The sequence below is a fragment of the Streptomyces sp. NPDC048420 genome (assembly GCF_040651535.1).
Classification (GTDB): Bacteria; Actinomycetota; Actinomycetes; order Streptomycetales; family Streptomycetaceae; genus Streptomyces.
In genome coordinates, this window is sequence record NZ_JBEZKG010000008.1 from 167,148 (window position 1) to 190,645 (window position 23,498).

22 protein-coding genes are annotated in these 23,498 nt (G+C 71.1%); 15 read left to right on the top strand and 7 right to left on the bottom strand.

What is annotated here, in order from left to right; translation table 11 throughout:
- Positions 1 to 22 precede the first annotated feature (22 nt).
- A complete protein-coding gene (locus tag AB0D34_RS16190) occupies positions 23 to 2,167 on the top strand; it encodes a serine/threonine-protein kinase (protein ID WP_362661941.1) in 2,145 nt (714 codons plus the stop codon).
- Positions 2,168 to 2,267: 100 nt separating this feature from the next.
- Here the strand turns inward: AB0D34_RS16190 and AB0D34_RS16195 are convergent, their stop codons facing one another.
- Positions 2,268 to 2,549, bottom strand: coding sequence for an Lrp/AsnC ligand binding domain-containing protein (locus AB0D34_RS16195; RefSeq protein WP_306982661.1), 282 nt, complete (start codon positions 2,547 to 2,549; stop codon positions 2,268 to 2,270).
- Complete coding sequence (locus AB0D34_RS16200) at positions 2,546 to 3,286, bottom strand: rhomboid family intramembrane serine protease (protein WP_362661943.1); 741 nt, start codon at positions 3,284 to 3,286, stop codon at positions 2,546 to 2,548. The genes AB0D34_RS16195 and AB0D34_RS16200 overlap by 4 nt, the downstream gene beginning before the upstream one ends.
- Positions 3,287 to 3,540: 254 nt before the next feature.
- Between AB0D34_RS16200 and AB0D34_RS16205 the strand changes: the two genes are divergently transcribed.
- The 5 genes from AB0D34_RS16205 to AB0D34_RS16225 all read left to right on the top strand — a co-directional run bounded on the left by AB0D34_RS16205 (position 3,541) and on the right by AB0D34_RS16225 (position 8,956).
- Positions 3,541 to 3,780 carry a hypothetical protein gene (locus tag AB0D34_RS16205; protein WP_108013339.1) on the top strand — a complete coding sequence of 80 codons (240 nt, stop codon included), beginning with the start codon at positions 3,541 to 3,543 and terminating at the stop codon, positions 3,778 to 3,780.
- A 34-nt stretch (positions 3,781 to 3,814) separates the two neighbouring features.
- Positions 3,815 to 5,158, top strand: a complete 1,344-nt coding sequence (locus tag AB0D34_RS16210) for an NYN domain-containing protein (RefSeq protein ID WP_362661945.1) — start codon at positions 3,815 to 3,817, stop codon at positions 5,156 to 5,158.
- A gap of 317 nt (positions 5,159 to 5,475) precedes the next feature.
- Positions 5,476 to 6,510 carry an NlpC/P60 family protein gene (locus AB0D34_RS16215; RefSeq protein ID WP_362661946.1) on the top strand — a complete coding sequence of 345 codons (1,035 nt, stop codon included), beginning with the start codon at positions 5,476 to 5,478 and terminating at the stop codon, positions 6,508 to 6,510.
- A 187-nt stretch (positions 6,511 to 6,697) separates the two neighbouring features.
- Positions 6,698 to 7,714, top strand: a complete 1,017-nt coding sequence (locus AB0D34_RS16220; RefSeq protein ID WP_362661948.1) for an NlpC/P60 family protein — start codon at positions 6,698 to 6,700, stop codon at positions 7,712 to 7,714.
- A 33-nt stretch (positions 7,715 to 7,747) separates the two neighbouring features.
- On the top strand, positions 7,748 to 8,956 hold the full coding sequence (locus AB0D34_RS16225; protein WP_362661950.1) for a hypothetical protein: 1,209 nt from the start codon (positions 7,748 to 7,750) through the stop codon (positions 8,954 to 8,956).
- Here AB0D34_RS16225 and AB0D34_RS16230 read toward each other — a convergent pair.
- Positions 8,944 to 9,474 (bottom strand): PadR family transcriptional regulator, encoded by a 531-nt coding sequence (locus AB0D34_RS16230; protein WP_362661952.1) that lies wholly within the window; start codon positions 9,472 to 9,474, stop codon positions 8,944 to 8,946. The two genes, AB0D34_RS16225 and AB0D34_RS16230, sit on opposite strands and share 13 nt — an antisense overlap.
- A gap of 90 nt (positions 9,475 to 9,564) precedes the next feature.
- On the opposite strand from AB0D34_RS16230, the gene AB0D34_RS16235 reads away from it, so the two are divergent.
- Complete coding sequence (locus tag AB0D34_RS16235; RefSeq protein ID WP_362661954.1) at positions 9,565 to 10,878, top strand: MATE family efflux transporter; 1,314 nt, start codon at positions 9,565 to 9,567, stop codon at positions 10,876 to 10,878.
- Here AB0D34_RS16235 and AB0D34_RS16240 read toward each other — a convergent pair.
- Positions 10,836 to 12,077: a glycosyltransferase 87 family protein gene (locus AB0D34_RS16240; protein ID WP_362661956.1), complete on the bottom strand. Its 1,242-nt coding sequence runs from the start codon at positions 12,075 to 12,077 to the stop codon at positions 10,836 to 10,838. The two genes, AB0D34_RS16235 and AB0D34_RS16240, sit on opposite strands and share 43 nt — an antisense overlap.
- A 121-nt stretch (positions 12,078 to 12,198) precedes the next feature.
- Here AB0D34_RS16240 and AB0D34_RS16245 point away from each other — a divergent pair, with 121 nt between their 5' ends.
- Together AB0D34_RS16245 and AB0D34_RS16250 are read left to right on the top strand one after the other, a co-directional pair.
- Positions 12,199 to 13,341 carry a glycosyltransferase family 4 protein gene (locus tag AB0D34_RS16245; RefSeq protein ID WP_362661958.1) on the top strand — a complete coding sequence of 381 codons (1,143 nt, stop codon included), beginning with the start codon at positions 12,199 to 12,201 and terminating at the stop codon, positions 13,339 to 13,341.
- 83 nt (positions 13,342 to 13,424) lie between these two features.
- A complete protein-coding gene (locus AB0D34_RS16250) occupies positions 13,425 to 15,005 on the top strand; it encodes a GMC oxidoreductase (RefSeq protein WP_362661960.1) in 1,581 nt (526 codons plus the stop codon).
- A gap of 19 nt (positions 15,006 to 15,024) precedes the next feature.
- On the opposite strand, the gene AB0D34_RS16255 is transcribed toward AB0D34_RS16250, so the two are convergent.
- Positions 15,025 to 16,821 (bottom strand): AMP-dependent synthetase/ligase, encoded by a 1,797-nt coding sequence (locus AB0D34_RS16255; protein WP_362661962.1) that lies wholly within the window; start codon positions 16,819 to 16,821, stop codon positions 15,025 to 15,027.
- A gap of 295 nt (positions 16,822 to 17,116) precedes the next feature.
- Between AB0D34_RS16255 and AB0D34_RS16260 the strand changes: the two genes are divergently transcribed.
- From AB0D34_RS16260 to AB0D34_RS16285, 6 genes are all read left to right on the top strand, one after another.
- Entirely contained in the window at positions 17,117 to 17,914 is a 798-nt protein-coding gene (locus AB0D34_RS16260; RefSeq protein WP_362661964.1) for a metallophosphoesterase, read from the top strand.
- 83 nt (positions 17,915 to 17,997) lie between these two features.
- Positions 17,998 to 18,438, top strand: a complete 441-nt coding sequence (locus AB0D34_RS16265; RefSeq protein WP_362661966.1) for an SRPBCC family protein — start codon at positions 17,998 to 18,000, stop codon at positions 18,436 to 18,438.
- 188 nt (positions 18,439 to 18,626) lie between these two features.
- Positions 18,627 to 19,784 carry an ArsA-related P-loop ATPase gene (locus AB0D34_RS16270; protein WP_362661968.1) on the top strand — a complete coding sequence of 386 codons (1,158 nt, stop codon included), beginning with the start codon at positions 18,627 to 18,629 and terminating at the stop codon, positions 19,782 to 19,784.
- Between the two features lie 57 nt (positions 19,785 to 19,841).
- Positions 19,842 to 20,315 carry a DUF5304 family protein gene (locus AB0D34_RS16275; RefSeq protein WP_362661970.1) on the top strand — a complete coding sequence of 158 codons (474 nt, stop codon included), beginning with the start codon at positions 19,842 to 19,844 and terminating at the stop codon, positions 20,313 to 20,315.
- 67 nt (positions 20,316 to 20,382) lie between these two features.
- Complete coding sequence (locus AB0D34_RS16280; RefSeq protein ID WP_362661972.1) at positions 20,383 to 21,336, top strand: ROK family glucokinase; 954 nt, start codon at positions 20,383 to 20,385, stop codon at positions 21,334 to 21,336.
- Between the two features lie 81 nt (positions 21,337 to 21,417).
- Positions 21,418 to 22,125, top strand: a complete 708-nt coding sequence (locus AB0D34_RS16285) for an endonuclease/exonuclease/phosphatase family protein (protein ID WP_362661974.1) — start codon at positions 21,418 to 21,420, stop codon at positions 22,123 to 22,125.
- Here AB0D34_RS16285 and AB0D34_RS16290 read toward each other — a convergent pair.
- A complete protein-coding gene (locus AB0D34_RS16290; RefSeq protein WP_362661976.1) occupies positions 22,122 to 22,715 on the bottom strand; it encodes a hypothetical protein in 594 nt (197 codons plus the stop codon). The genes AB0D34_RS16285 and AB0D34_RS16290 overlap by 4 nt on opposite strands.
- A complete protein-coding gene (locus tag AB0D34_RS16295) occupies positions 22,708 to 23,487 on the bottom strand; it encodes an alpha/beta fold hydrolase (RefSeq protein WP_362661978.1) in 780 nt (259 codons plus the stop codon). Before AB0D34_RS16295 ends, AB0D34_RS16290 begins: the two co-directional genes overlap by 8 nt.
- Positions 23,488 to 23,498: the final 11 nt, after the last annotated feature.

Genomic DNA, 23,498 nt, shown 5'->3' on the forward strand with positions numbered 1-23,498 from the left:
ACGGAGGCAGGGGGAGCACGGGGTGCAGGAGCTGCGCGAGACGGACCCGCGGACCATCGGGCCGTACGAGGTCCTGGGCAGACTCGGGTCCGGCGGGATGGGCGAGGTGTACCTCGCCGAGGCGCGGGGCGGGCTGCGGCTGGCCGTGAAGGTCGTACGGGCCGAGCACGCCGGGGACCGCACCTTCCGTGCCCGGTTCCGGCACGAGGTACGGGCCGCGCAGACCGTCGGCGGAGCGGGGACGTACACCGCGCGGGTCGTGGACGCGGACACCGAGGCCGCGCGGCCCTGGATGGCCACCGAGTTCGTGCAGGGGCCCAACCTGCGGGACGCGGTGCTCGACCGGGGACCGCTGCCCGCGGACGCGGTACGGCTGCTGGCGGCCGCGCTCGCCGAGGCGCTCGCCGCGATCCACGCCAAGGGCCTGGTGCACCGGGACCTCAAACCGTCCAACATCCTGCTCGCGCCGGACGGCCCCCGGGTCATCGACTTCGGGATCGTCCGGGCCCTGGAGGGCACCGCCCTGACCCGGACCGGAGTGGTCGTCGGGTCCGTCGGCTATCTCTCGCCCGAGCAGATCCGCAACGGCGCCCAGGTGGTGCCGGCCAGTGACGTCTTCTCCCTGGGTGCGGTCCTCGCCTACGCGTCCGGCGGCAAGGAACCCTTCGGCGAAGGGCAGGACTCGGTCGTCCTGCTGCGGATCCTGACCGGGGACGTCGACCTGTCCGCCGTACCGAAGGAACAGCTGCCGCTGGTGGAGGCCTGTCTGCGGGACGACCCCGGGGCGCGACCGAGGCCCGCCGAGCTGGTCGCGGCCGTCGGACACACCCTGGGCTCGCTGCGGGAAGGCCTGCGGGAGGGGTGGTTCTCCGGTGGAACGCCCACCGTGGCCGTCGTCGGTGGCGGCGGGCGCTGGGTGCCGGAGCACGGGTCGGAGGAACGGCTCAGCGGGGTGGAGTACGCGGCCCCCATGACGGTCACGGACGTGCCCGCGGCCCCCGCCACCGCCCCGCCGCAGCCCTCGCGGCGGCGGATCGTCGCGGCCTGGGTCGGTGGCGCGGGGGCGATGGGTGCCGGGGGTCTGGGCTGGTGGCTGTTGCGGGACGGGTCGGATTCCTCCGGAGGCGCGGGACAGGCCGTGCAGGGAGCGACCGGCTCGACCGCGGCCGCCGAGGTGGGCTGGACGTACCCGGTGGAGGGGCTCGGCGGACGGCGCGGCCCCTGCGCCGCCGTCTCGCCCGACGGCACGCGGGTGTACGTCGGCGGCGCGGACGGCTCGCTGCACGCCCTGGACCTGGACGGGCGGACCGTGTGGCGGACCGCGCTGGGCGCCGAGGTCATGTCCCCGCTCGCCACCGCCGACGGCGTGTACTGCCTGCTGGAGGACGACCAGGAGGGCGCCTCCAAGCTGTGCGCGCTCGGCCCGCGAGGCAAGGTCCGCTGGACCAAGGCCTTCGCCGCGAACAGCCAGTACCTGGTGACCGCGGGACGACTGGTCCTGGTGTCCTACGGCGACGGCTCGGCCGCGGGCGGGGTGCGGGCCTACGCCCCCGACGGCAGCGTGCGCTGGTCCACGCCGACCGGTCCGGCGCCGACCAGCGAGCCCATGGTGGCGGACGGGGTGGTGTACGTCGGCACCTTCGGCGACAAGGTGCAGGCCCTGGACGCGAAGAGCGGGAAGCGACTCTGGGCGACACCGGCCGGCCTCGACACCGGGCGGCCCGCCCTGGTCGACGGCACCCTGATGGTCGGATCCGGCGGCGAGCAGATGCTGCACGGCCTCAGCCGCGCGGGCAAGCTCCTGTGGGACTCGTCCAACGACAAGGTGTACGGCAGCCGCTACTTCACCTGCGTGCCCTTCGGCGGCCTGGGCGTGACCGCGTCCGACTTCGAACTCGTCGCGCTGGACCCCGCCGACGGCTCGACGGCGTGGACCTTCCGGTTCACCGACGAGGGCAGCCAGTACAGCGACCCGGTGGTCTTCGGCGACACCCTCTACGCACGGCGCGGTTCGACGCTCTACGGCGTCAACCGCAAGGGCAAGCAGATCTGGCAGAGGCGCGTCGAGGGCGGCGCGTCCGTCGGCACCCAGTCCCCGGTCGTCAGGGGCGGCCGCGTCTACGTCGCGACCGCCGACGGCATCACGGTGCTCGCGCTCGGCTCCTAGGGCCTGTCCGGCGGATCAGGCCGGCTGCAAGGGACGGTGCTGATCAGTGCAGATGTGCGTGCCAGGCCCCGCGACGCCGGCATGATCCGCCGGACAGGCCCTAGCCGTCGAGGCCGATCGCGAACGCGGCTTCCAGGTCGTGCTGGGAGTACGTGCGGAACGCCACGTGGGTGTCCGTGCCCTCCACGCCCGGGATCTTGCTGATGCTGCCGGGGATCACCTCGGCGAGGTCCTCGTGCTGCTTCACCCGGACCATGGCGATCAGGTCGTACGTGCCCGTCACGGAGAAGACCTCGCTCACGGAGTCCAGCGCGGCGATCCGCTCCGCGATCTCGGGGATCCGGTCCACGCTGGTCTTGATGAGGACGATCGCGGTGATCACGGCTGGTTCTCTCCCTCGGGGGACGGAGCTGGGGCGCCCTTCACTCTAGTGGTACGGCCGAAACGGACCCAGGCGAAGACCAGGCCCAGGCCGAAGCCCACCAGGTGGGCCAGATAGGCCACCCCGGGACCGTCGGAGGCGCGGCCCGCCGCGAGCCATTGCAGCGCCGCCCAGAAGGGCAGGACGACCCAGGCGGGGAAGCGCAGTGGGAGGAAGAAGAGGAATGGCAGGAGACTGGTCACCCGGGCCCCGGGGAACAGGTACAGGAACGCTCCGAGCACCGCGGAGATCGCCCCGGACGCGCCGACCAGGGACTGGGCGGAGTCGGCGTTGGCGGCCGCGTAGCCCAGCAGGGCGAGGTAGCCGCAGCTGACGTAGAAGAGGAGGAACTGCAGTCGGCCCATCCGTTCCTCGGTCATGACCCCGAAGACATAGAGGAAGAGCATGTTGCCCAGCAGATGCACCCAGCTGCCGTGCACGAACAGCGCGGTGGCCGGGGTCAGGGCGGCACCGGGGGAGTCCTCGAAGAGCTCCGCGGGGACCACGCCCCAGCGGTGGAAGTAGGCCCGCTGGGCGGCCGACAGCGCGTCGCCGGTGCCGTACGCCGGATTGAGGCCCGAGGCGGGGCCGACCAGGAAGACCAGACAGCACAGGGCGATCAGGCCGTAGGTGACCGGTGCCGGCCCCCACAGCGACCTGTTTGCTCCACCGACCGTCACCCTCCAGTTGCTGATCATGAACACAGAGCATGACGTAACGGGACGCAAGCGAACAGACCGCCTCGCCGCCAGGGCCTGTCCGGCGGATCAGGCCGGCTGCAAGGTACGGTGCGTCCTGATCTGCCAGACCCCGCGGCGCCGGCATGATCCGGCGGGCAGGCCCTGAGGACGCCCGAGCGGCGAGTACCCGCCAGGCCTTAGGGTTACGAGCCACACGCACCGGGACGCCGGTGTGTCACTGACAATGGCTAGTAGGAAAGAGCACAGTCACGATGACGGTTCCCCTCCCGACCGCCTCGACGCGGTGGCGCTGCACCCTCTGCGGCAACCTCACGCGCTTCGACGTGACCCGCTCGTCGAAGGTGGTCGAGTACGTCCACCTCGACCTGGCGGGAGAGCCGAAGGTCGAGGAGCGCGACGTGGTCAGTGAGACCATCGAGTCGGTGCGGTGCCGCTGGTGCAACGCCGTGGATCAGGTGGAACTCGTGGACAGGCCGGGCGCCGACTCCTGAGCGGAGCGGCCCCACAGGTGATGGGGTGTGACGGATGGTGGAGACCACGGGCGGGGGGCCGGGCGACGGCGCCGCCGAGGTGCTCGACCGTCCGCTGCCCGACGGTGTGCGGCGCAGGGTCGTGCACATCGTCTCGGAGGGCTTCGGCGGGCTGACCGTCGGCGAGCTGCCCGCCCAGCTGCGGCAGTACGCCCGCTTCGCCCCGAACCGGCGGGCCAAGTTCGCCGGCAACGCGATGGCGGCCGCGCTGGAGACCGATCCGCTGTTCCGCCAGCGCATCGGGGAGAAGTTCAGAGAGGTCCAGCCGGAGCTCTCCGGCGCCCTCGACTCCGGCGCGCCGCCCCCGGCCGCGGATCCGCTCGACGTGGCGGCCGCGGCCTATGTTCTACGGCCCACCGGCTGGGTCAAGCTGGTCACCGCGGCCGGTGAGGAGGCCCAGCGGGCGGACGCCGAGCGGGCCGGCGAGGAGAGCCGTGCCGAGCTGGAGCGGCTGCGCGAGGAGCTCACGGCGGCCCGTGACCAGACGCGCGCCGAGACCGAGCGGCTGCGCACCGAGCTGGAATCGGCCAAGAAGGAAGCCGAATCGCTTCACCGCAAGCTCCGGGCGGCACTCAGTGACGTCAAGCGCGGCGAGGCGGCGCTGCGCAAGCTCCAGGCGGAGATGGAGACCGTACGCACCGACGGACAGGCCCAGGTGTCCGCCGCCGAGAGCGAGAGCCGACGCCTGAAGTCACGCCTCGGGGAGGTGGAGGCCGCCCTGGAGGCCACGCGCAGAGCGGCCCGGGAGGGGCGCAGTGTCGAGGACATGCGCGTGCGGCTGCTTCTGGACACCGTGCTGGACGCGGCCCAAGGACTGCGCAGGGAACTGGCGTTGCCGCCCGTGTCCGTACGGCCCGCCGAGACCGTCGACGCGGTCGAACCGGGACGAATGACCCCGAAGGACATCGCCGCGCGGGCGCTGTCCGAGAACGACCCGGCGATCCTCGACCAGCTTCTCGCCCTGCCCCAGGCGCACTTGGTGGTCGACGGCTACAACGTCACGAAGACCGGCTATCCGCAGATGCCGCTGGAGAAGCAGCGGCTGAGGCTCCTTGGGCAGCTCTCGCAGCTCGCCGCGCAGACCGGGGCGGAGGTGACCTGCGTCTTCGACGGGGCCGAGCTGGCCGCGCCGGTGCTGCTCGCGCCGCCGCGCGGGGTGCGGGTGCTGTTCTCCAAGCCGGGTGTCACCGCCGACGAGCTGATCCGCCAACTCGTGCGTGCCGAGCCGCCCGGGCGGCCGGTGATCGTCGCCTCGACCGACCGCGAGGTCGCCGACGGCATCGCCAAGGCAGGGGCGCGGCCGGTCGCTTCTGCGGTGCTTCTGAAGCGCCTTTCCTGACGCGGGAGTTCTGGTGTTCTGCCCTGGCCTGAGCAGGTGGGTGCCGCTCTGCCTGTCCGTGCCGGTCGCGTGGTCCGACCTGTCTCTCTGCTGGGGGTCCGGGGGTTATCCCCCGGGAAGGCGCAGTAGGTCCGAATTGGCCGCATCCTCACGCAACGTAGTGTCAAGCACGCATCACTGCACGTGAGTTGTGTGTAAAGAATGCATGGCGTGACAGGATTTTGCTCCTGAGGATTTGAACTGATCACGGGATGGTCACTAGGGTCTCCTCTCGAACCTCCGAGCGGGTGATCACTCAAAAGAAGGAGTTCACCTCCGTGGCGTCCCACCGTCGACCCAAGCAGCCGAGCCGTACGCGCGTGACCGTGCTCACGACCGCAGCCGCTGCCGCCGTGGCCCTCAGTGCCAATGCCGCCAACGCCGCGCCGAGCGAGAAGCCGAGCAAGGACGAGGTCAAGGCGAAGGTCGACGCCCTCTACGAGCAGGCCGAGCAGGCCACCGAGAAGCTCAACGGCGCCAAGGAGAAGCAGGAGAAGCTCCAGAAGGAGATCTCCACCATCCAGGACAACGTGGCCCGCGGCCAGGACGACCTGAACGAACTCCGGGACTCCATGGGCCTTGCGGCCGCCGCGCAGTACCGCACCGGCTCCATAGACTCCTCGCTCCAGCTCTTCCTGTCGTCGAACCCGGACGACTACCTGGACAAGGCCTCCACCGCGGACCAGCTCAGCTCCCAGCAGGTCGAGGCGCTGAAGAAGATCCAGGAGAAGCAGCGCGAGCTGGCCCAGGACCGCGCCGAGGCCTCCGAGAAGCTCCAGGACCTCGCGAGCACCCGCACCGAACTGGCCAAGCAGAAGAAGGCAGTTCAGGGCAAGCTGGCCGAGGCGCAGAAGCTCCTCAACACGCTGACCGCCGCCGAGAAGGCCGCCCTCGCCGCCGCCGACGCCCGCGCCAGCCGCTCCGCCACCGAGCGCGTGGACCTCGGTGACGCCCCCGCCGCCTCCGCCCGGGCCGAGGCCGCCTTCCAGGCCGCCCAGACCCAGCTCGGCAAGCCGTACGTCTACGGCGCCACCGGCACCGCCTCCTACGACTGCTCGGGCCTGACCTCCTGGGCCTACGCGCAGGCCGGCATCACCATCCCGCGCACCTCGCAGGCCCAGGCCAACGCCGGGACCCGCATCTACTCCGAGAGCGGTCTCAGGGTCGGCGACCTGGTCATCTTCTACGGCGACCTGCACCACGTCGCGCTGTACGCGGGCAACGGCATGGTGCTGCACGCCCCGCGCACCGGCACGGTCGTCCGGTACGAGTCGATCAACAACATGCCGTTCCAGTTCGGCGTGCGGATCTGACGCAGTACGACGCACCGCCCGAACGGGCGAATCGCGACAACTCCAGCTGACCCCACACCCCGCCCATGACCTGCGTCAGAGGCGGGGTGTCACGTTTTGTACGCGCGGAGGTCGTTGGAGGCACCCCTCCCGCGGGGCTACTGTCGGCCGCGTTTCCTGTCCGCCAGTGGAAGGAGCGCGGCTTCCCGTGGGGTCCCATCGCCGCCTTGTCCAGACGTCCGGGTTCAACCGGGGCGCCGGTGCCGCCCTGTGCGTGCTGTCCGCGGCGGCCGCCGCGTTCGGCGCCGTACCGGCCAGTGCCGCTCCGTCCGACGACACCCGGGCCGAGGTGGACCGCCTCTACGAGCAGGCCGAGCAGGCCACCGAGGCCTACAACAAGGCCGACGAGCGCGCCGACGCGCTGCGCGAGGAGGTCTCCACCGCGCAGGACGGCATCGCCCGGCAGCAGGAGCGCATCAACTCCATGCGGGAGGCGCTCGGTTCGCTGGCCGGTGCCCAGTACCGCTCCGGCGGCCTCGACCCGTCCCTCGCGCTGCTGTTCTCCGACGAGCCTGACGAGTACCTCGACAAGGCCGCCGTCCTGGACCGGATCAGCGCCCACCAGGCGGGCGAGCTCAAGGACCTCCAGGAGGCCATGCGCGAACTCGCCCAGGAGCGCAGCGAGGCGGCCCTGAAGCTCGGTGAACTGGAGAAGAGCCGTAAGGCCGTCGCCTCCCACAAGCGCACGGTCGAGCGGAAGCTCGCCCGGGCGCGCGAACTGCTCAACTCGCTGCCGTCCGACGAGCGCGCCGCCTACGACCGGGCCTCCCGCTCCGGCCGCGCCGAGATGCCCGACCTCTCGGGTGCGGTGGCGCCCTCGGGGCGGGCCGCCGCCGCGGTGGCCGCCGCGCAGTCCGCGCTCGGCAAGCCGTACGTGTGGGGCGCCAACGGGCCCAGCGGCTTCGACTGTTCGGGCCTCATGCAGTGGTCGTACGCCCAGGCCGGCGTCTCCCTCCCGCGCACCTCGCAGGCCCAGCGCTACGCCGGCCGCCAGGTCCCGCTCTCCCAGGCGCGCCCCGGCGATCTGGTCACCTACCGCGGCGACGCCAGCCATGTCGGCATGTACGCCGGCAACGGCCAGGTCATCCACGCCCCGTACCCCGGCGCTCCGGTCCGCTACGACCCGGTGGGCATGATGCCGGGGGCGACGGTCACGCGGCCCTGACCGGGGGCCGTCAGCCCCGTACGATCTGAAAGCATGGCTGGACGTGACACACCTCAGGGGCGCGGGGCTGTGTTTGATGTGCGGATCCTGCTGTGTCTGTTGCTCGTGTTCCTGGCCGGATGCGGCGGCACTCCGACAGCGGCCGACACCGCGAAGGCCGACGTCCAGCACCTCCTCGATCAACGAGCAGTCGCGGTCCTCGACCGGGACAAGGCGGCCATGGCGAAGACCGGCACCGCGGACTGGTTCGAGAACGTCAGCGCGGTACCGCTCGCCTCCTGGTCCTACAAGGTCACGGCAGTGCGCCGCACCGGCGCCACCGCCACCGCCGACGCCGAACTCCGCTACCAGGTCCAGGGCTACGACAGCGCCCCCGTGACCGTCGCCCGCACCCTGTCCCTCTCCCTGGACGCGTCCGACCACTGGTACGTCGTCGGTGAGAAGCCCGCCGAGAAGGCACCACAGCAGCTGTGGGACCAGGGCGAGGTGACCGTCGTCCGGGGCAAGCGCAGCATGGTCCTCGGCGTCGGACAGTCCGGCGAGAAGCTGCACTCCTTCGCGGACCTGGCCGACCGCGCCGTGCCGGCCGTGTCGGACACCTGGGGCACCGAGTGGTCCCGCCATGTCGTCGTCCTCGTACCGAAGTCCCTGGAGGGGATGGCGGGCCTGCTCGGTTCGCCCGCCTCCTCGTACCGCGGGATCGCCGCCGTCACCACCGGTGAGACAGGCGCCCCCGCGCAGGCGCCGGCGGACCGGATCATCGTCAATCCCGACGCGTACGCCCTCCTCGGCGTCCTGGGCCGGCAGGTCGTGCTCACCCACGAGACCACCCATGTCGCCACCCGCAAGGACACCACCGCGGCGACACCGCTGTGGCTGTCCGAGGGGTACGCGGACTGGGTCGGCTACCGCGGCACCGGGCGGACCCCCGCCGAGGCCGCGCCGGAGCTGGCGGAGGCCGTCACGGAACGGAAGGTGCCGGCGGCCCTGCCGTCCGACGCGGACTTCGGCTTCGGCGGCACCGCGACCGGGCTCGCGCTGTCCTACGAGAGCGGGTGGATGGCCTGCCGGATGATCGCGGACCGGTGGAGCGAGGCGAAGCTGGGTGAGTTCTACCGGGCCGTGGGGGCGCACAAGAAGCGGCCGGGCGCGGTCGAGGAGGCGCTGCGGACGGTGCTCGACACCGACCTGAAGGCCTTCACCGCCGAGTGGCAGGAGTACCTGCGGGATCAGCTCGACTGATCCAACTCCCCGATGGCTTCAGCCAGCCATGCCCGCTCGGCCGCGCCCGTCGCCCGCGCAACCCGCAGCATCCCCTGCCGGAACAGGTCCTCCGCCTCCTCCGCACGCACGGCTTCGCCACCGTCGTAGAAGAAGCTCGTGGGCGCCTCCAAGAACTCCAGCCGCCGCCGCAGCACGGCCGCCTGCTCCCGCGGGTCCGGCAGGTGTCGCAGGAACGCGAGGACGGTGTTGAAGCGCACCTGGTCGGTGATCTCGACCTGCTTGGGGTGCCGCAGCCGCTCCAGGAGGTCCTCGCGGCCTTTCTCCGTGAGCGACAGGGTCCGGCGGGGGGCCGCGCTTGCTCCCGCCTCGGCGCGCTCGTCGAGCTTGCCCGCCATGATGAGCCGCGTGATCGCCGGATAGAGCGCGCCGTCGCTGACCGGGCGCACATGGCCGGTGAGCGCCTTGATGCGTTCCTTGAGCTCATAACCGTGCAGCGGTTGCTCGGCGAGGAAGCCCAGGATCGACAGCTCCAGCACTGCGTACCTCCTTGCGGGGTCTTCGGCGCCCATGCTACCTCTTATCGAGCTACCTCTATTAGAGGTAGCTCGTATCGAGGGGGATTCACCGTGAACAGTCACCGCAAGCAGCTCGTCGCGCTCGCCCACCCCGTCTACTTCGGCCTGCTGGCCTCCGTCGCCGCCGGGATCATCAACACCGTCTGGGTCTCCCGGCTCGGCGGTCCTGCGGTCGCCGCCGTCGCCGTGGCGACCAACACGGAGAACGTGCTGCTCGGCGTTGCGCTCGTTTTCGGCTCCGGTACGACCGTGCTGGTGGCGCATGCCCGGGGTGCGCGGGATCCCGGCGGGGTGCGGGCGGCCGTGCGCGGCGGCGTGGCGCTGTGGGCGCTGGTGACCCCGGTGGTCGCCGTGGGCGGCTTCCTGCTGCGTGAGCCGCTGGCCCGGCTGGTCCTCGACGGCGGCCCCGCCGTGTCCCTGGCCACCGCCTATCTCGCGATCTCCCTCCCCGGCATCGCCGTCTTCTTCGCCCAGCAGCTCGTCGACGGCATCCTCAAGGGCGCCGGCGACACCCGGACACCCATGCGGCTCGCCCTTCTCGCGAACGGGCTGATCCTGGTGTGCGATCCGTTTCTGATCCAGGTGTACGGCGTGCAGGGCGCCGCCGCCTCGACCGTGCTGTGCCGAGGAGTGGCCCTTGGGGTGGGGCTGCTTGCCCTGCGCCGGAACAGGCTGCTGCGGCCCTGTACCAGGACCCCGGCCGGGGTCCCCGTGCGTCGGACGCTGAGTACCGGGCTGCCCATGGCCGTCGACTTCACCGTCCGTCAGGGCGGTGCGCTCGTTCTCGTCGCGATCGTGGCGCGGCTCGGGGTGACGGCGGTGGCCGCCTACTCCATCGCGTACAAGGTCATGTACGTGGCCACCATGGCCTTCTACGCCGTGCGGCAGGCCGCCTCGATCCACACCGCGCACCTGCGGGGCGCCGGGCAGGACGCGCGGCGGGCGGTCGGGCGGGAGGCGGTGCTCGTGTCCGGGGTGGTCGGGCTCGCGGCGGCCGTGCTGCTCCTCGCGACCGCGCCCTGGATCATGGCGGCCTTCGGTTCGGGGCCCGAAGTCGCCCATGACGGCGTGCTGTTCCTGCGCTGCATCGGGCCGTACCTGCTGCTGACGGCCTGCTTCATCGCGCTCGGCGGGGTCTTCGAGGGCAGCGGGGGAGCGCCGGTGCTGCTGCGGGTGACGCTGCTCGGGACGGGGGTGCAGCTGGCGCTGGCGTACGGGTGTGCGGGGCTCGGTCTGCCCGGGGTGTGCCTGGCGATGGCGTCGGCCATGGCGCTCCAGTGCGGGGTCGTGCTCGTGCTGTTCCGGCGGGCGCGCGTCGGGGTTCAGGAGGAGGCCGGGGCCTCCTGGGCGGGGGCCTCGGTGTGATCCGGCAGCGGGAGCGCCGGGGCCCGCTTCGGGACCGTCTCGCGCCACAGCATGCGCATGCTGACGACGGTGGCGGCGACCAGCAGGCCGTTGCGGACGACGAGGAGGCCGATGCCCAGCGGGGTGCTGCCCACGACGTCCGCGAACCAGATCGGGAACTCCAGGACCGTCACGAAGCACGCCACAAGGACCAGCACGGCCGGCACGGTCATCCGGCTCGCGCGGAAGCACAGACAGGCCGCGGCGAGGCCGACCAGCCACACCATGTACTGCGGGCTGATCACCCGGCTGGTCGTGGTGAACATCAGCACCGCCACCAGTGCCGCGTCGGCCGCCGTGTGCGCCTCGAACCGGGTGGCCGCGAGCCGCCACAGCAGCAGCAGTCCGAAGGCCATGCCGGTCAGCGCGAGCGCGGCCGTGCTGACGATGTTCACCCAGGGGCCGAGGAACTCGACCGAGCCGTAGTTCAGCGACACCGAGCCGTCCCAGCCGTGGTGCCGGGCGATGTGGAAGACCAGGGAACCCAGGGACTCCACCTCGGTACCGCGCTCCCGCTGGAAGGTCAGGAAGGCGAAGGCCCCGGGCATCGCCACCGAGAACAGTCCGGCCACCACCACGACCGTCACCGCCGCCGAGGCCCAGACGCTGCGCCTGCGGATGCCGACCAGGATCAGCGCCGGCCACACCTTCAGCAGCGCCCCGAAGCCCACCAGCGCCCCCGCGACCTTCGGATGCCGGGCCGCCGCGAGCACCGCCGCGACCGCCACCGCGGTCACCATCACGTCGTAGCGGGAGTAGACGGTCGGGCCGAGCAGAGGTACGCCCGCCACCCACACCCAGGCCCCGCGCAGCCGCCGTCCGGGCCGCAGGCCCGCGTACAGCAGCAGGAGGAGGACGACCAGGTCCGCTGCGAAGGCCATGAGGAAGAAGGCCTGGGTGTACTCCAGGAAGGGCAGCAGCGCGGGGGAGAGGATCGCGAGGGCCGCGGCGGGCGGATACTGCCAGGTCACGTCGTCCTGCGGGAACGTTCCGGTGCGCAGGACCTCGTACCAGCCCTGGTAGATGACCGACACGTCACTGGTGACGTCCGGGCCCGGGAAGACGTACACCTTGTAGACCCAGAGCAGCAGCAACAGCCTGGTCACGCCCCAGGTCAGCAGCAGTCCGGTCAGGGACCGCCGCCAGGCCGTCGTCTCCACGTGATCCCCTGCCGTTCTCTTTCGGACCTTGAGGGGAACATGATGTCCCGCTCTCCTGTGAGGGTGCCATAAACGTGGCCGCGCCCGGCTGTGAGCAGCCGGTTCGGTAGGGTCTGCGGCGATGCACAAGACCCTGATCGTTACGAACGACTTCCCGCCCCGCCCCGGTGGCATCCAGGCGTTCCTGCACAACATGGCGCTGCGGCTCGACCCCGAGCGGCTGGTCGTCTATGCCTCCACCTGGAAGCGGAGCCGGGAGGGCGTCGAGGCCACCGCCGCCTTCGACGCGGAGCAGCCCTTCACCGTCGTACGCGACTCCACGACCATGCTGCTGCCGACGCCCGGGGCGACCCGGAGGGCCGTCGGGCTGCTGCGGGAACACGGCTGTACGTCGGTGTGGTTCGGGGCGGCCGCGCCGCTCGGGCTGATGGCGCCGGCGCTCAGGCGGGCCGGTGCCCGGCGGCTGGTGGCCACGACCCACGGGCATGAGGCGGGGTGGGCCCAACTGCCCGCCGCGCGGCAGCTGTTGGGGCGGATCGGGGAGTCGACCGACACGATCACCTACCTCGGGGAGTACACCCGGTCGCGGATCGCCTCCGCACTGTCTCCGCAGGCCGCCGCGCGGATGGTGCAGCTGCCGCCGGGGGTCGACGAGAAGACCTTCCACCCCGGGTCGGGCGGCGATGCCGTGCGGGCGCGGCTGGGGCTGACCGACCGGCCGGTGGTCGTGTGTGTCTCGCGTCTGGTGCCGCGCAAGGGGCAGGACACGCTGATCCTCGCCATGCCGCGGATCCTCGCGCAGGAGCCCGACGCCGTGCTGCTGATCGTCGGCGGCGGGCCCTACGAGAAGGAGCTGCGCAGGCTCGCCCACGAGACCGGGGTCGCCGCCTCCGTCCGCTTCACCGGGGCCGTGCCCTGGGCGGAGCTGCCCGCGCACTACGGCGCCGGGGACGTCTTCGCTATGCCGTGCCGGACCCGGCGCGGCGGGCTGGACGTCGAGGGGCTCGGGATCGTCTACCTGGAGGCATCCGCGACCGGACTGCCCGTCGTCGCCGGGGACTCCGGAGGCGCCCCGGACGCCGTCCTCGACGGCGAGACCGGCTGGGTCGTGCGCGGCGGCTCCCCGGAGGAGGCGGCCGAGCGGATCGTCGTTCTCCTCGGCGACGCGGAGCTGCGGAGCCGCATGGGGGAGCGGGGGCGGGAGTGGGTCGAGGAGAAGTGGCGATGGGATTTGTTGGCGGAAAAGTTGAAGACACTGCTATAGCCGGAGGCGGATAATCCGCCGATGCTGCGGCCATGACAGGAAAACTGATACAGCGTCAGCTGGCTAGACGTCAGATCCTTGGTATGGCCGCCCTCCAGACGGCGGCCACTCTCGGCTTCACCCGCGTCGGGCTCCAGTCGGCCCGCGCGGACGAGCCCGCCGCGGTCGAGTCCGCGCCCGCGATCGTCGTCGGCTCCGGCTACGGTGCCGCCGTCGCCGCCCTCCGCCTCGGCCAGGCCGGCATCCGCACCCTCGTCCTCGAGATGGGCCGGCTCTGGAACACCGCAGGCCCCGACGGCAAGGTCTTCTGCAACACCGCCGACCCCGACCAGCGCTCCATGTGGTTCCGCAGCCGCACCGAGGCCCCGCTCGCCACCTTCCTGTGGCTGGACGTCGTCAACAAGGACATCACCCCCTACCCCGGTGTCCTGGACCGGGTGCACTTCCCCAACATGTCCGTCTTCGTGGGCCGCGGAGTCGGCGGTGGCTCCCTGGTCAACGGCTCGATGGCGGTCACCCCGCTCCAGTCCTGGTTCGCCGAGCAGTTCCCGACCGTGAACGCGACGGAGATGTACTCGACGTACTTCCCGCGCGCCCGCGCCATGCTCGGCGTCAACACCGTCGACCCGGCCTGGTTCGAGTCGACCGAGTGGTACCAGTTCACCCGGGTCTCCCGGAAGCACGCCCAGAACACCGGCCTGAAGACCACCTTCGTGCCCAGCGTCTACGACTTCGGCCACATGCAGCGCGAGGCCGCCGGCACCGCCACCAAGTCCGCCCTCGGCCAGGAGGTCATCTACGGCAACAACTACGGCAAGAAGAGCCTCGACAAGACGTATCTGGCGTCCGCGCTCGGCACCGGCAACGTCACCATCCACACCATGGAGAAGGTCACCGGCATCAGCCGGGCGAGCGACGGCAGTTGGGTGCTGAGCGCCGACCGCATCGACTACACCGGGGCGGTCGTCGAGACCAAGCAGTACGGCTGCACCTACCTGTTCCTCGGCGGCGGCAGCCTCGGCACGAGCGAACTCCTGCTGCGGTCACGGCAGTCGGGGACGCTCCCGGCGCTGGACGCGAGCGTCGGGGCCGGCTGGGGGCCCAACGGCAACGTGATGCTCGGGCGGGCCAACCACCTGTGGGACACCGTCGGCGCCAACCAGTCGACCATGCCGGTCATGGGCATCGACGACTGGGCCAACACGGCCAACCCCGTCTTCGCCGAGATCGCGCCTTTACCCACGGGCCTCGAGCACTGGGTCAGCCTCTATCTGGCGATCACCAAGAACCCTCAGCGCGCCGCCTTCTCGTACTCGGGCAGCGGTCTGAGCCTCAACTGGAGTGCCGCGCAGAGCTCCGTCTCCTCCGGCATGGCCAAGAAGCTCTTCGACCGGATCAACTCCGCCAACTCGACCATCTACCGGTACGACCTCTTCGGCTCGTCCAACAAGGTCTTCGCCGACGACTTCACCTACCACCCGCTGGGCGGCTGTGTGCTGGGCAGGGCCACCGACAACTACGGCCGCGTGAAGGGCTATTCGAAGCTGTACGTCACCGACGGCTCGCTGATCCCCGGCAACATCGGGGTGAACCCGTTCGTCACCATCACCGCGCTCGCCGAACGGACGATGGCGCGGGTCCTCGTGGAGGACACCGCGCCATGACGTTCCGTCAGAAGGCGTACTACTTCGCGTAGATCGCCTCGATCTCGTCCGCGTAGTCCTTCGCCACCACGTTGCGCTTGAGCTTCAGGGACGGCGTGAGGTGGCCCGTCTCCTCCGTGAACTGGGAGGACAGAATGCGGAACTTCCGCACCGATTCCGCCTTCGACACCGCGGCGTTGCCGTCGTCGATCGCGGCCTGGATCGCCGCGTTCAGGTCCGCGTCCCCGGCCAGCGACGCCGCGGTGGAACCCGCCGGCTTGCCGTGCTCCGCGGCCCAACGGCCCAGGAACTCGTCGTCGATGGTGATCAACGCGCCCACGAACGGCCGCCCGTCGCCCACCACCATGCACTCCGCGACCAGGGCGTGCGCGCGGATGCGGTCCTCGATCACGGCCGGCGCGACGTTCTTGCCGCCCGCCGTGACGATGATCTCCTTCTTGCGGCCGGTGATCCGGAGGTAGCCGTCCTCGTCGAGGGTGCCGATGTCACCGGTGTGGAACCAGCCGTCCATCAGCGCCTCGGCCGTGGCGGCCTCGTTGTTCCAGTAGCCCTTGAACAGGTGCTCGCCGTGCAGCAGCACCTCGCCGTCGTCCGCGATCCGGATCACCGAGCCCGGCAGCGGCTGCCCGACCGTGCCGATCTTCGTGCGGTCCCAGGGGTTGAACGCGGTCGCGGCGCACGACTCGGTCAGGCCGTAGCCCTCCAGGACCGTGAAGCCGATACCGCGGAAGAAGTGGCCCAGGCGTTCGCCGAGCGGGGCGCCGCCGGAGATGGCGTACTCGCCCTTGCCGCCCAGTACGGCCCGCAGCTTGCTGTAGACGAGCTTGTCGAAGGTCTTGTACTTGATCTTCAGGCCCAGCGACGGGCCCGACGGGGTGTCCAGGGCCTTGCTGTAGGCGATCGCCGTGTCGGCGGCCTTGTCGAAGATCTTGCCCTTGCCGTCCGCCTGCGCCTTGGCGCGCGCCGAGTTGTAGACCTTCTCGAAGACGCGCGGGACGCCCAGGATCAGCGTCGGCCGGAAGGACGCCAGCTCGTCGGTGAGGTGCTTGATGTCCGGGACCATGCCCAGCTTGATCGGCGCCATCATCGGCGCGATCTGCACCAGTCGGCCGAAGACGTGCGCGAGCGGCAGGAACAGCAGGACCGAGCACTCGCCGGTGCGGAACAGCGGGCGCAGCCGCTCCACGATGTTGCCGCACTCCGCGAAGAAGCTGCGGTGGGTGAGCACACAGCCCTTGGGGCGCCCGGTGGTGCCACTCGTGTACACGATGGTCGCCGGGTCGTCGGCCTTCGCCAGCGAGCTGCGCTCCTCGACGGCCGCGTCGCTGATGTCCTTGCCCGTGCGGACCAGTTCCTCGACCCCGCCGCCCTCGATCTGCCAGACGTGCTTGAGGGCGGGCAGCCGGTCGCGCACCGACTCGACGGCCGCGGTGTGGCCGTCCAGCTCCACGACACAGGCGGTCGCGCCCGAGTCGGACAGGATCCACTGGATCTGCTCCGGCGAGCTGGTCTCGTACACCGGCACGGTGATCGCGCCCGCGCTCCAGATCGCGAAGTCGAGCAGCGTCCACTCGTAGCGGGTACGCGACATCAGACCGACCCGGTCGCCCGGCTGGACGCCGGAGGCGATGAGCCCCTTGGCGGCGGCGTGCACCTCGGCCAGGAAGGCCGTGGCCGTCACGTCCTGCCACTGGCCGCCCGCCTTGCGGGCGATGACGGCGGCGTCAGGATGCTGCGCGGCGTTTCTCCGGACGATGTCAGTGAGATTGCCGTCCGCAGGGACCTCGTACAAAGCCGGAAGGCTGAACTCGCGCAAGACTGCTGCTCCTAATAAGGCGCCGGCGCCACGACGTTGTGTGATGCGACGGTGCGGTCCAAGGCTCGGGCAGGTGCTCAGAGTTTCCGTGGTTGAAAGCTGAGCACGACTGGACTGCCCGGACGTTACCCGCCGGTATGGCTTCTTCGACAGGGGGCCCGGCGAGATGTTCGCTGCGTCACACGGTTTGGGGGTTCTCTCGCGCACAGTAGTCCACCTGTTTACTGACTGGCCAGTAACCGCAAGCCCCGCCGCCACTGTTCACGTATGCCGCACACGCTTACCCTTGATCGTCATGGCACCCACACCCGCCGGAAACAGCAGAACTCGTGTGCACGTGGTCAGCGACGTACACGGCAACGCCCGTGACCTGGCCAGAGCCGGCGAAGGGGCCGACGCCCTGATCTGCCTGGGTGACCTGGTGCTCTTCCTGGACTACGCCGACCACTCGCGCGGGATCTTCCCCGACCTGTTCGGCGTGGAGAACGCCGACCGGCTCGTGGAGCTGCGCACCGCCCGCCGTTTCGAGGAGGCGCGCGAGCTCGGGGCCCGGCTGTGGGCCGGGGTCGGCGCCGACCGGGCCTCCGTGATCGAGAAGGCGGTGCGCAAGCAGTACGCCGAGATGTTCGCGGTCTTTCCGACACCGACGTACGCGACGTACGGCAATGTCGATATGCCGCCCCTCTGGCCGGAGTACGCCGGACCTGGCACGACTGTGCTGGACGGAGAGCGGGTGGAGATCGGGGGGTGGACGTTCGGCTTCGTCGGCGGCGGACTGCGGACCCCCATGCGGACGCCGTACGAGATCAGCGACGAGGAGTACGCGGCGAAGATCGAGGCGGTCGGCGAGGTCGACGTGCTCTGCACGCACATCCCGCCGGAGGTGCCGGAACTGGTGTACGACACGGTGGCGCGGCGGTTCGAGCGGGGGAGCCGGGCGTTGCTGGCGGCGATCAGGCGCACCCGTCCCCGGTACTCGCTGTTCGGCCATGTTCACCAGCCGCTGGCGCGGCGCATGCGGATCGGGGCGACCGAGTGTGTGAACGTGGGGCACTTCGCGGGGAGCGGGAAGCCGTGGGCGCTGGAATGGTGAGCCGCTGCGCGCGGTAGCCTTCACGCTGCACAGACGTGCGTACCACCCTTCCTCACCGGAATGTATCTGGAGGAGCCACGGCGATGGCGGAACACACCAGTTCGAGCATCACGATCGAAGCTGCGCCGGCCGACGTCATGGCCGTGATCGCCGACTTCGCCCGCTATCCGGACTGGACGGGCGAGGTGAAGCAGGCGGAGGTGCTGGCGACCGACGCGTCCGGCCGTGCCGAGCAGGTCCGGCTGGTCATGGACGCGGGCGCCATCAAGGACGACCAGGTGCTCGGCTACACGTGGACCGGGGAGAACGAGGTCTCCTGGACGCTGGTGAAGTCGCAGATGCTGCGGCAGCTGGACGGTTCGTATGTGCTGAAGCCGGCGGGGGCGGGTTCGACCGAGGTCACGTACCTGCTGACGGTCGACGTCAAGATCCCGATGCTCGGCATGATCAAGCGCAAGGCGGAGAAGGTCATCATCGACCGGGCGCTGGCGGGGCTGAAGAAGCGGGTGGAGTCGGGGCAGTAGGGGTCGGCTTTCGGCTTTTCGGGTGCGGGTGCGGGTGCGGGTGCGGGTGCGCTGTGGCTGGTCGCGCCCCGCGGCGGAGCCGCTGATGTCACAGCCCCGCGCCCCTGAGTGGGTGCAGTGATCGCACGCCTAGCTGTACCCACCGGGCCGCAGCCGCAAGGGCGCAGCGTCCGTTACGGTTCACCCCTATGCGCACCATCCTGATCACCGGGCCCGGCGGCAGCGGCCGTACGACCATCGCCGCTGCCACCGCGCTCGCCGCCGCCCGCGAGGGAACCCGCACCCTGGTGCTCAGTGCCGACCGCACGGACACCCTGGGCACGATCCTCGGCGTCCCCACCGGCGCGACCCCCACCAAGGTCACCCCCGGCCTCACCGCCTGGCGCCCCGATGCCACCGCCGGCTTCCGGGACGACCTCGCCGGATTCCAGGACCGTGCCTCCAACGTGCTCAACCTCCTCGGCGCTTCCCGCCTGGACCCCGAGGAGGTCACCCCCCTCCCCGGCGCCGAGGAACTCACCCTCCTGCGTGCGTTGCGGGACGCCGCCCTCGCCGAGGCGCACGAGTTGCTCGTCGTCGATCTGCCCCCCACCTCCCAGGCCCTCGCCCTCCTGTCCCTCCCCGAGGAACTCCGCCGCTATCTGCGCCGACTGCTCCCGCCCGAGCGCCAGGCCGCCGCGGGCCTGCGTCCCGTCCTCGGACGGCTCGCCGGGGTCCCGATGCCCTCGGAGTGGCTGTACGAGACCGCCGCCCGCTGGGACACCGAGCTCGGCGCGGTCGAGGCCGTCCTCGCCGACCGGCAGGCCGTCGTGCGGCTCGTCGCCGAACCGGGCCCGGCCGGCGCCGACGCCGTACGGTCCGCGAGCCTCGCCCTCGCCCTGCGCGGTCTGCGCCCCGACACCATGGTCGCCAACCGCGTCGTACCGGAGGACTGGCCCGCGGGACTCGTCGCCCAGCAGCGCAAGGCCCTGGAGGAATGGCAGGAGTCGTACGACGTCCGTCCCGTCCCGCACCTCGGCCACGACCCGCGCGGCACCGACGACCTCACCGCCCTCGCCGTCCCCCCGGTCAACGAGACGACCTCCACCGTCGAGTGGCCGATCGCCTACCACCTCGCCGAGGACGGGGTGCTGGTGTGGCACCTCCCGCTGCCCGGCGCGGTACGGGAAGAACTCGACCTCGTCCGGCGCGGCGACGAACTCGTCGTCACCGCGGGCCAGTTCCGCCGGATCGTCCCGCTGCCCTCCGCCCTGCGCCGCTGTACCGTCGCCGGTGCCGCCCTGCGCGAGGGCGAACTGCGGATCAGGTTCGCGCCGGACCCGGATCTGTGGCCCCGGACCCCGTGAAGCGGATACGCCCGTTCGGGTAACGTCGTAGAGACGAGCCGTAGTCAGGAGGTCGTCATGAGCGAAGAGCTCCCCCCGTCCGATGCCGACGAGAACGAGGCCGTGGACGAGGTACGGGCGACCGATGCCGACGCGTGGGCGACGGCGGCCGCGGAGGACCTCGAGGCGGAGAAGGCCCGCCGCCGCGCCCAGTACGGCCCGCCCCCGGGCTCGGCCGCCGAAGAACTGCGCAAGCTCGTGGACAACGTCGCCGAGAAGCTGTCCGGTCTGCAGTCCCCGCTGCTCGGAGGCATCGCCGGGCCCGCCGCCCAGCAGGTGGTCAAGCAGGTCGTCCAGCAGGCCAAGGCCGCCGTCGAGCCGGTCATCGAGCGCAACCCGGACGTCTTCGACCACCTCGCCGCCGCCGGCGGTGAACTCCTCGCCGCGTACCGCTCCGCGGTCCAGGCGCAGGAACAGCGCTGGAGCCGTCGCGACGACACCCTGCGCGACAAGGGCGAGGACCCCGGCTCCGAGCGCATCGACTTGGACTGAAACCCCCTGACGGCAGGGCCTCGGGTACGGTTGGCCGTAGCGGGGCTCGACCGAAACTGAGGGATTCATGGGACTCACCATCGGCGTCGACATCGGCGGCACGAAGATCGCGGCCGGCGTGGTCGATGAGGAAGGCAACATCCTCTCGACCCACAAGGTGCCGACCCCGGGCACGCCCGAGGGCATCGTGGACGCCATCGCCTCGGCGGTGGAGGGCGCGCGCGCCGGGCACGAGATCGTGGGCGTGGGCATCGGTGCGGCCGGATACGTCAACCGCCAGCGCTCGGAGGTCTACTTCGCGCCCAACATCCACTGGCGCAACGAGCCGCTGAAGGAGAAGGTCGAGACCCGCGTCGGTCTCCCGGTCGTCGTGGAGAACGACGCCAACGCGGCCGCGTGGGGCGAGTACAAGTTCGGCGCGGGCAAGGGCCACCGCAACGTCATCTGCATCACGCTCGGCACCGGCCTCGGCGGCGGCATCATCATCGGCAACAAGCTGCGCCGCGGCCACTTCGGCGTCGCCGCCGAGTTCGGCCACATCCGCATGGTCCCGGACGGTCTCCTGTGCGGCTGCGGCTCGCAGGGCTGCTGGGAGCAGTACGCCTCCGGCCGTGCCCTGGTGAGGTACGCCAAGCAGCGCGCCAACGCCACCCCGGAGAACGCCGAGATCCTCCTCGGTCTCGGCGACGGCAGCCCCGACGGCATCGAGGGCAAGCACATCTCCATGGCCGCCCGCCAGGGCGACCCGGTCGCGGTCGACTCCTACCGTGAGCTCGCCCGCTGGGCCGGCGCGGGCCTCGCCGACCTCGCCTCCCTCTTCGACCCCTCCGCCTTCATCGTCGGCGGCGGCCTGTCCGACGAGGGCGAACTGGTCCTGGACCCGATCCGCAAGTCCTACAAGCGCTGGCTGGTGGGCGGCAACTGGCGCCCGGTCGCCGACGTCATCGCGGCCCGACTGGGCAACAAGGCGGGCCTGGTCGGTGCGGCCGACCTGGCGAGAGAGCCGGACCCGATCATGTAACGGTGAGTGTTCTTCCTCAGGGGCGTGGGGCTGTGTCGCTCACACCTCGCGCCCCTCCCTCTTGGGCGTACATTGATCCACATGGTTCCGGTCAAGGTCCTGAGCTACAACATCCGCTCCATGCGCGACGACACGGACGCTCTCGCCCGTGTCATCAGCGCCTGCGCACCAGACCTCGTACTGATCCAGGAAGCTCCCCGCTTCTTCCGCTGGCGCAAGAAACTCGCAAGGCTGGCGTCAGCCTCAGGACTGGTCATCCTCACCGGCGGCGGCACAGCCGCGGGACCGGCGATCCTGTGCAACCTGCGGGCCACGGTCGAACGCACGGAAGACGTCCTCCTCCCGCTCACCCCCGGCGAGCACCGAAGGGGCTTCGCCACAGCCGTCGTACGACTAGGAGGAGTCAGACTCGGCGTGGTGAGCTGTCACCTCTCCCTGCAGAAGGACGAGCGTTACGACCAGGCAGGTGCGCTCCTCGACCGCCTCGCCGGCATGGGCGTGGACCACGCCGTCGCGGGCGGCGACCTCAACGAGCGCCCGGACGGCCCCGCCTTCGAGCGCGTCGCCGCCAACCTCCAGGACTGCTGGGCGACCAGCCCCCAGGGCGGGGAACACACCTGGACCCGCACCGAGCCCCACCGGCGCATCGACGCGATCTTCGCCACGAAGGGCATCGAGGTACTCGGCTGCGGAGTCCCCGTGGACCTCCCCGGGATCACGGAGAACGACCTGAGGGCGGCCACCGACCACCTTCCGGTCCTGGCCACCCTCAAGCTCCCCGCCCACTAGACGACCGCGCCCCGCCCGGGATCCCCGTCGTCCTCGTCGTCCGCCCGCATCCGCGTCACCAGCGTGACGAAACCACCCAGGAACCCGCCGATCCCCACCGTGGCCAGCCACCACGTCATCTCCCAGCCGAGCAGCACCGCGACCAGCATCAGCAGCGGCCCGCCGAGCACCCCCAGCCACGCGAACTTCGCGGTGGTGTCGGCGGCCGGCAGCGGCGGTGGCTCCGGCGGCACGAAGTGCCCCTCGTCGTCCTCCTCGAAGTCGTCCTCGGAGGGCTCCGCGGTGCTGTAGTCGCGAGGGCCGACGCCGGGCGCGAAGGAGACGGAACCGCCCAGCGGTTTCGCCGGCTTCTCGTCCTGCTTCGGCTTGGGTTCCGTCTTCTCCGCGGCCGCCGGCTCGTCGTTCGTCTCGGTCTCCAGGAGCGCGAGATCCTCGACCGACTTGAACGGCTTCGTGCCCGGCGGGTCCGCCGGCTCCTCGCCGTACCCCGCGACGATGGCCGCCCAGGCGGCCTCCTCGTCGAACGGGACGCCCTGCTCCTCCGGCTCGTGGCCCTCGCGGTCTTCGCGGTCGGAGTCGTGCTCAGCCACGGGCGGCCGTCCCTTCACTGCCGATGCCGGTGGTGAGCCGGCCGATGAACGCGAGGCTCTCGTCGAAAATCCGCTCCGCATCATGGTCCAACGTCGCCACGTGGTAGCTCTGTTCCAGCACGATCTCAGTTACGTCCGTCGAGGACACCCGGCTCAGCACGCGCGCGGAGTCGGCCGCGGGCACCACATGGTCCTGGGCGCTGCGCAGCACCAGGAGCGGCTGGGTGACCTGCGGCAGCTCGCCGTCGACCTGCCGGAAGAAGGTCCGCAGGGAGTGCGCCGCGTGCAGCGGCACCTTGTCGTACCCCAGCTCGACGCTGCCCTCCTTCTTGATGTCGCTGGCGATCCCGGGGGCCGTACGGACGAAGTGACGGGCCACCGGAAGGGCGTACGGCGCGAGGCCGTGCATACGGTTCGCCGGGTTGACGACCACGACCCCGCTCACCGCGTCCCCGTGCTTGGCGGCCAGGCGCAGGGCCAGGGTGCCGCCCATCGAGAGGCCCGCCACGAACACGGAGGTGCAGCGCTCACTGAGGGCGCGCAGCTCACGGTCCACCTCGGCGTACCAGTCCTGCCAGCCGGTGAGTGCCATGTCCTGCCAGCGGGTGCCGTGCCCCGGCAGCAGCGGCAGGGAGACCGTCAGGTCGCGGTCGGCGAGGTGCTGGGCCCAGGGCCGCAGTGACTGGGGGGAACCGGTGAAGCCGTGGCAGAGAAGGACACCGGCCTCCCCGCCCTCATGGCGGAACGGCTCGGCTCCGGGGAGGACCGGCACCTAGGTCTCCT

What these genes read in the sequence shown, in the direction of transcription:
- AB0D34_RS16250 (WP_362661960.1), top strand. Translation starts at nt 13,425, where the DNA reads ATGGCCGCCCTCCAGACGGCGGCCACTCTCGGCTTCACCCGCGTCGGG.
- AB0D34_RS16270 (WP_362661968.1), top strand. Translation starts at nt 18,627, where the DNA reads ATGCGCACCATCCTGATCACCGGGCCCGGCGGCAGCGGCCGTACGACC.
- AB0D34_RS16245 (WP_362661958.1), top strand. Translation starts at nt 12,199, where the DNA reads ATGCACAAGACCCTGATCGTTACGAACGACTTCCCGCCCCGCCCCGGT.
- AB0D34_RS16280 (WP_362661972.1), top strand. Translation starts at nt 20,383, where the DNA reads ATGGGACTCACCATCGGCGTCGACATCGGCGGCACGAAGATCGCGGCC.
- AB0D34_RS16225 (WP_362661950.1), top strand. Translation starts at nt 7,748, where the DNA reads ATGGCTGGACGTGACACACCTCAGGGGCGCGGGGCTGTGTTTGATGTG.
- AB0D34_RS16210 (WP_362661945.1), top strand. Translation starts at nt 3,815, where the DNA reads ATGGTGGAGACCACGGGCGGGGGGCCGGGCGACGGCGCCGCCGAGGTG.
- AB0D34_RS16275 (WP_362661970.1), top strand. Translation starts at nt 19,842, where the DNA reads ATGAGCGAAGAGCTCCCCCCGTCCGATGCCGACGAGAACGAGGCCGTG.
- AB0D34_RS16200 (WP_362661943.1), bottom strand. Translation starts at nt 3,286, where the DNA reads ATGATCAGCAACTGGAGGGTGACGGTCGGTGGAGCAAACAGGTCGCTG.
- AB0D34_RS16265 (WP_362661966.1), top strand. Translation starts at nt 17,998, where the DNA reads ATGGCGGAACACACCAGTTCGAGCATCACGATCGAAGCTGCGCCGGCC.
- AB0D34_RS16260 (WP_362661964.1), top strand. Translation starts at nt 17,117, where the DNA reads ATGGCACCCACACCCGCCGGAAACAGCAGAACTCGTGTGCACGTGGTC.
- AB0D34_RS16285 (WP_362661974.1), top strand. Translation starts at nt 21,418, where the DNA reads ATGGTTCCGGTCAAGGTCCTGAGCTACAACATCCGCTCCATGCGCGAC.
- AB0D34_RS16205 (WP_108013339.1), top strand. Translation starts at nt 3,541, where the DNA reads ATGACGGTTCCCCTCCCGACCGCCTCGACGCGGTGGCGCTGCACCCTC.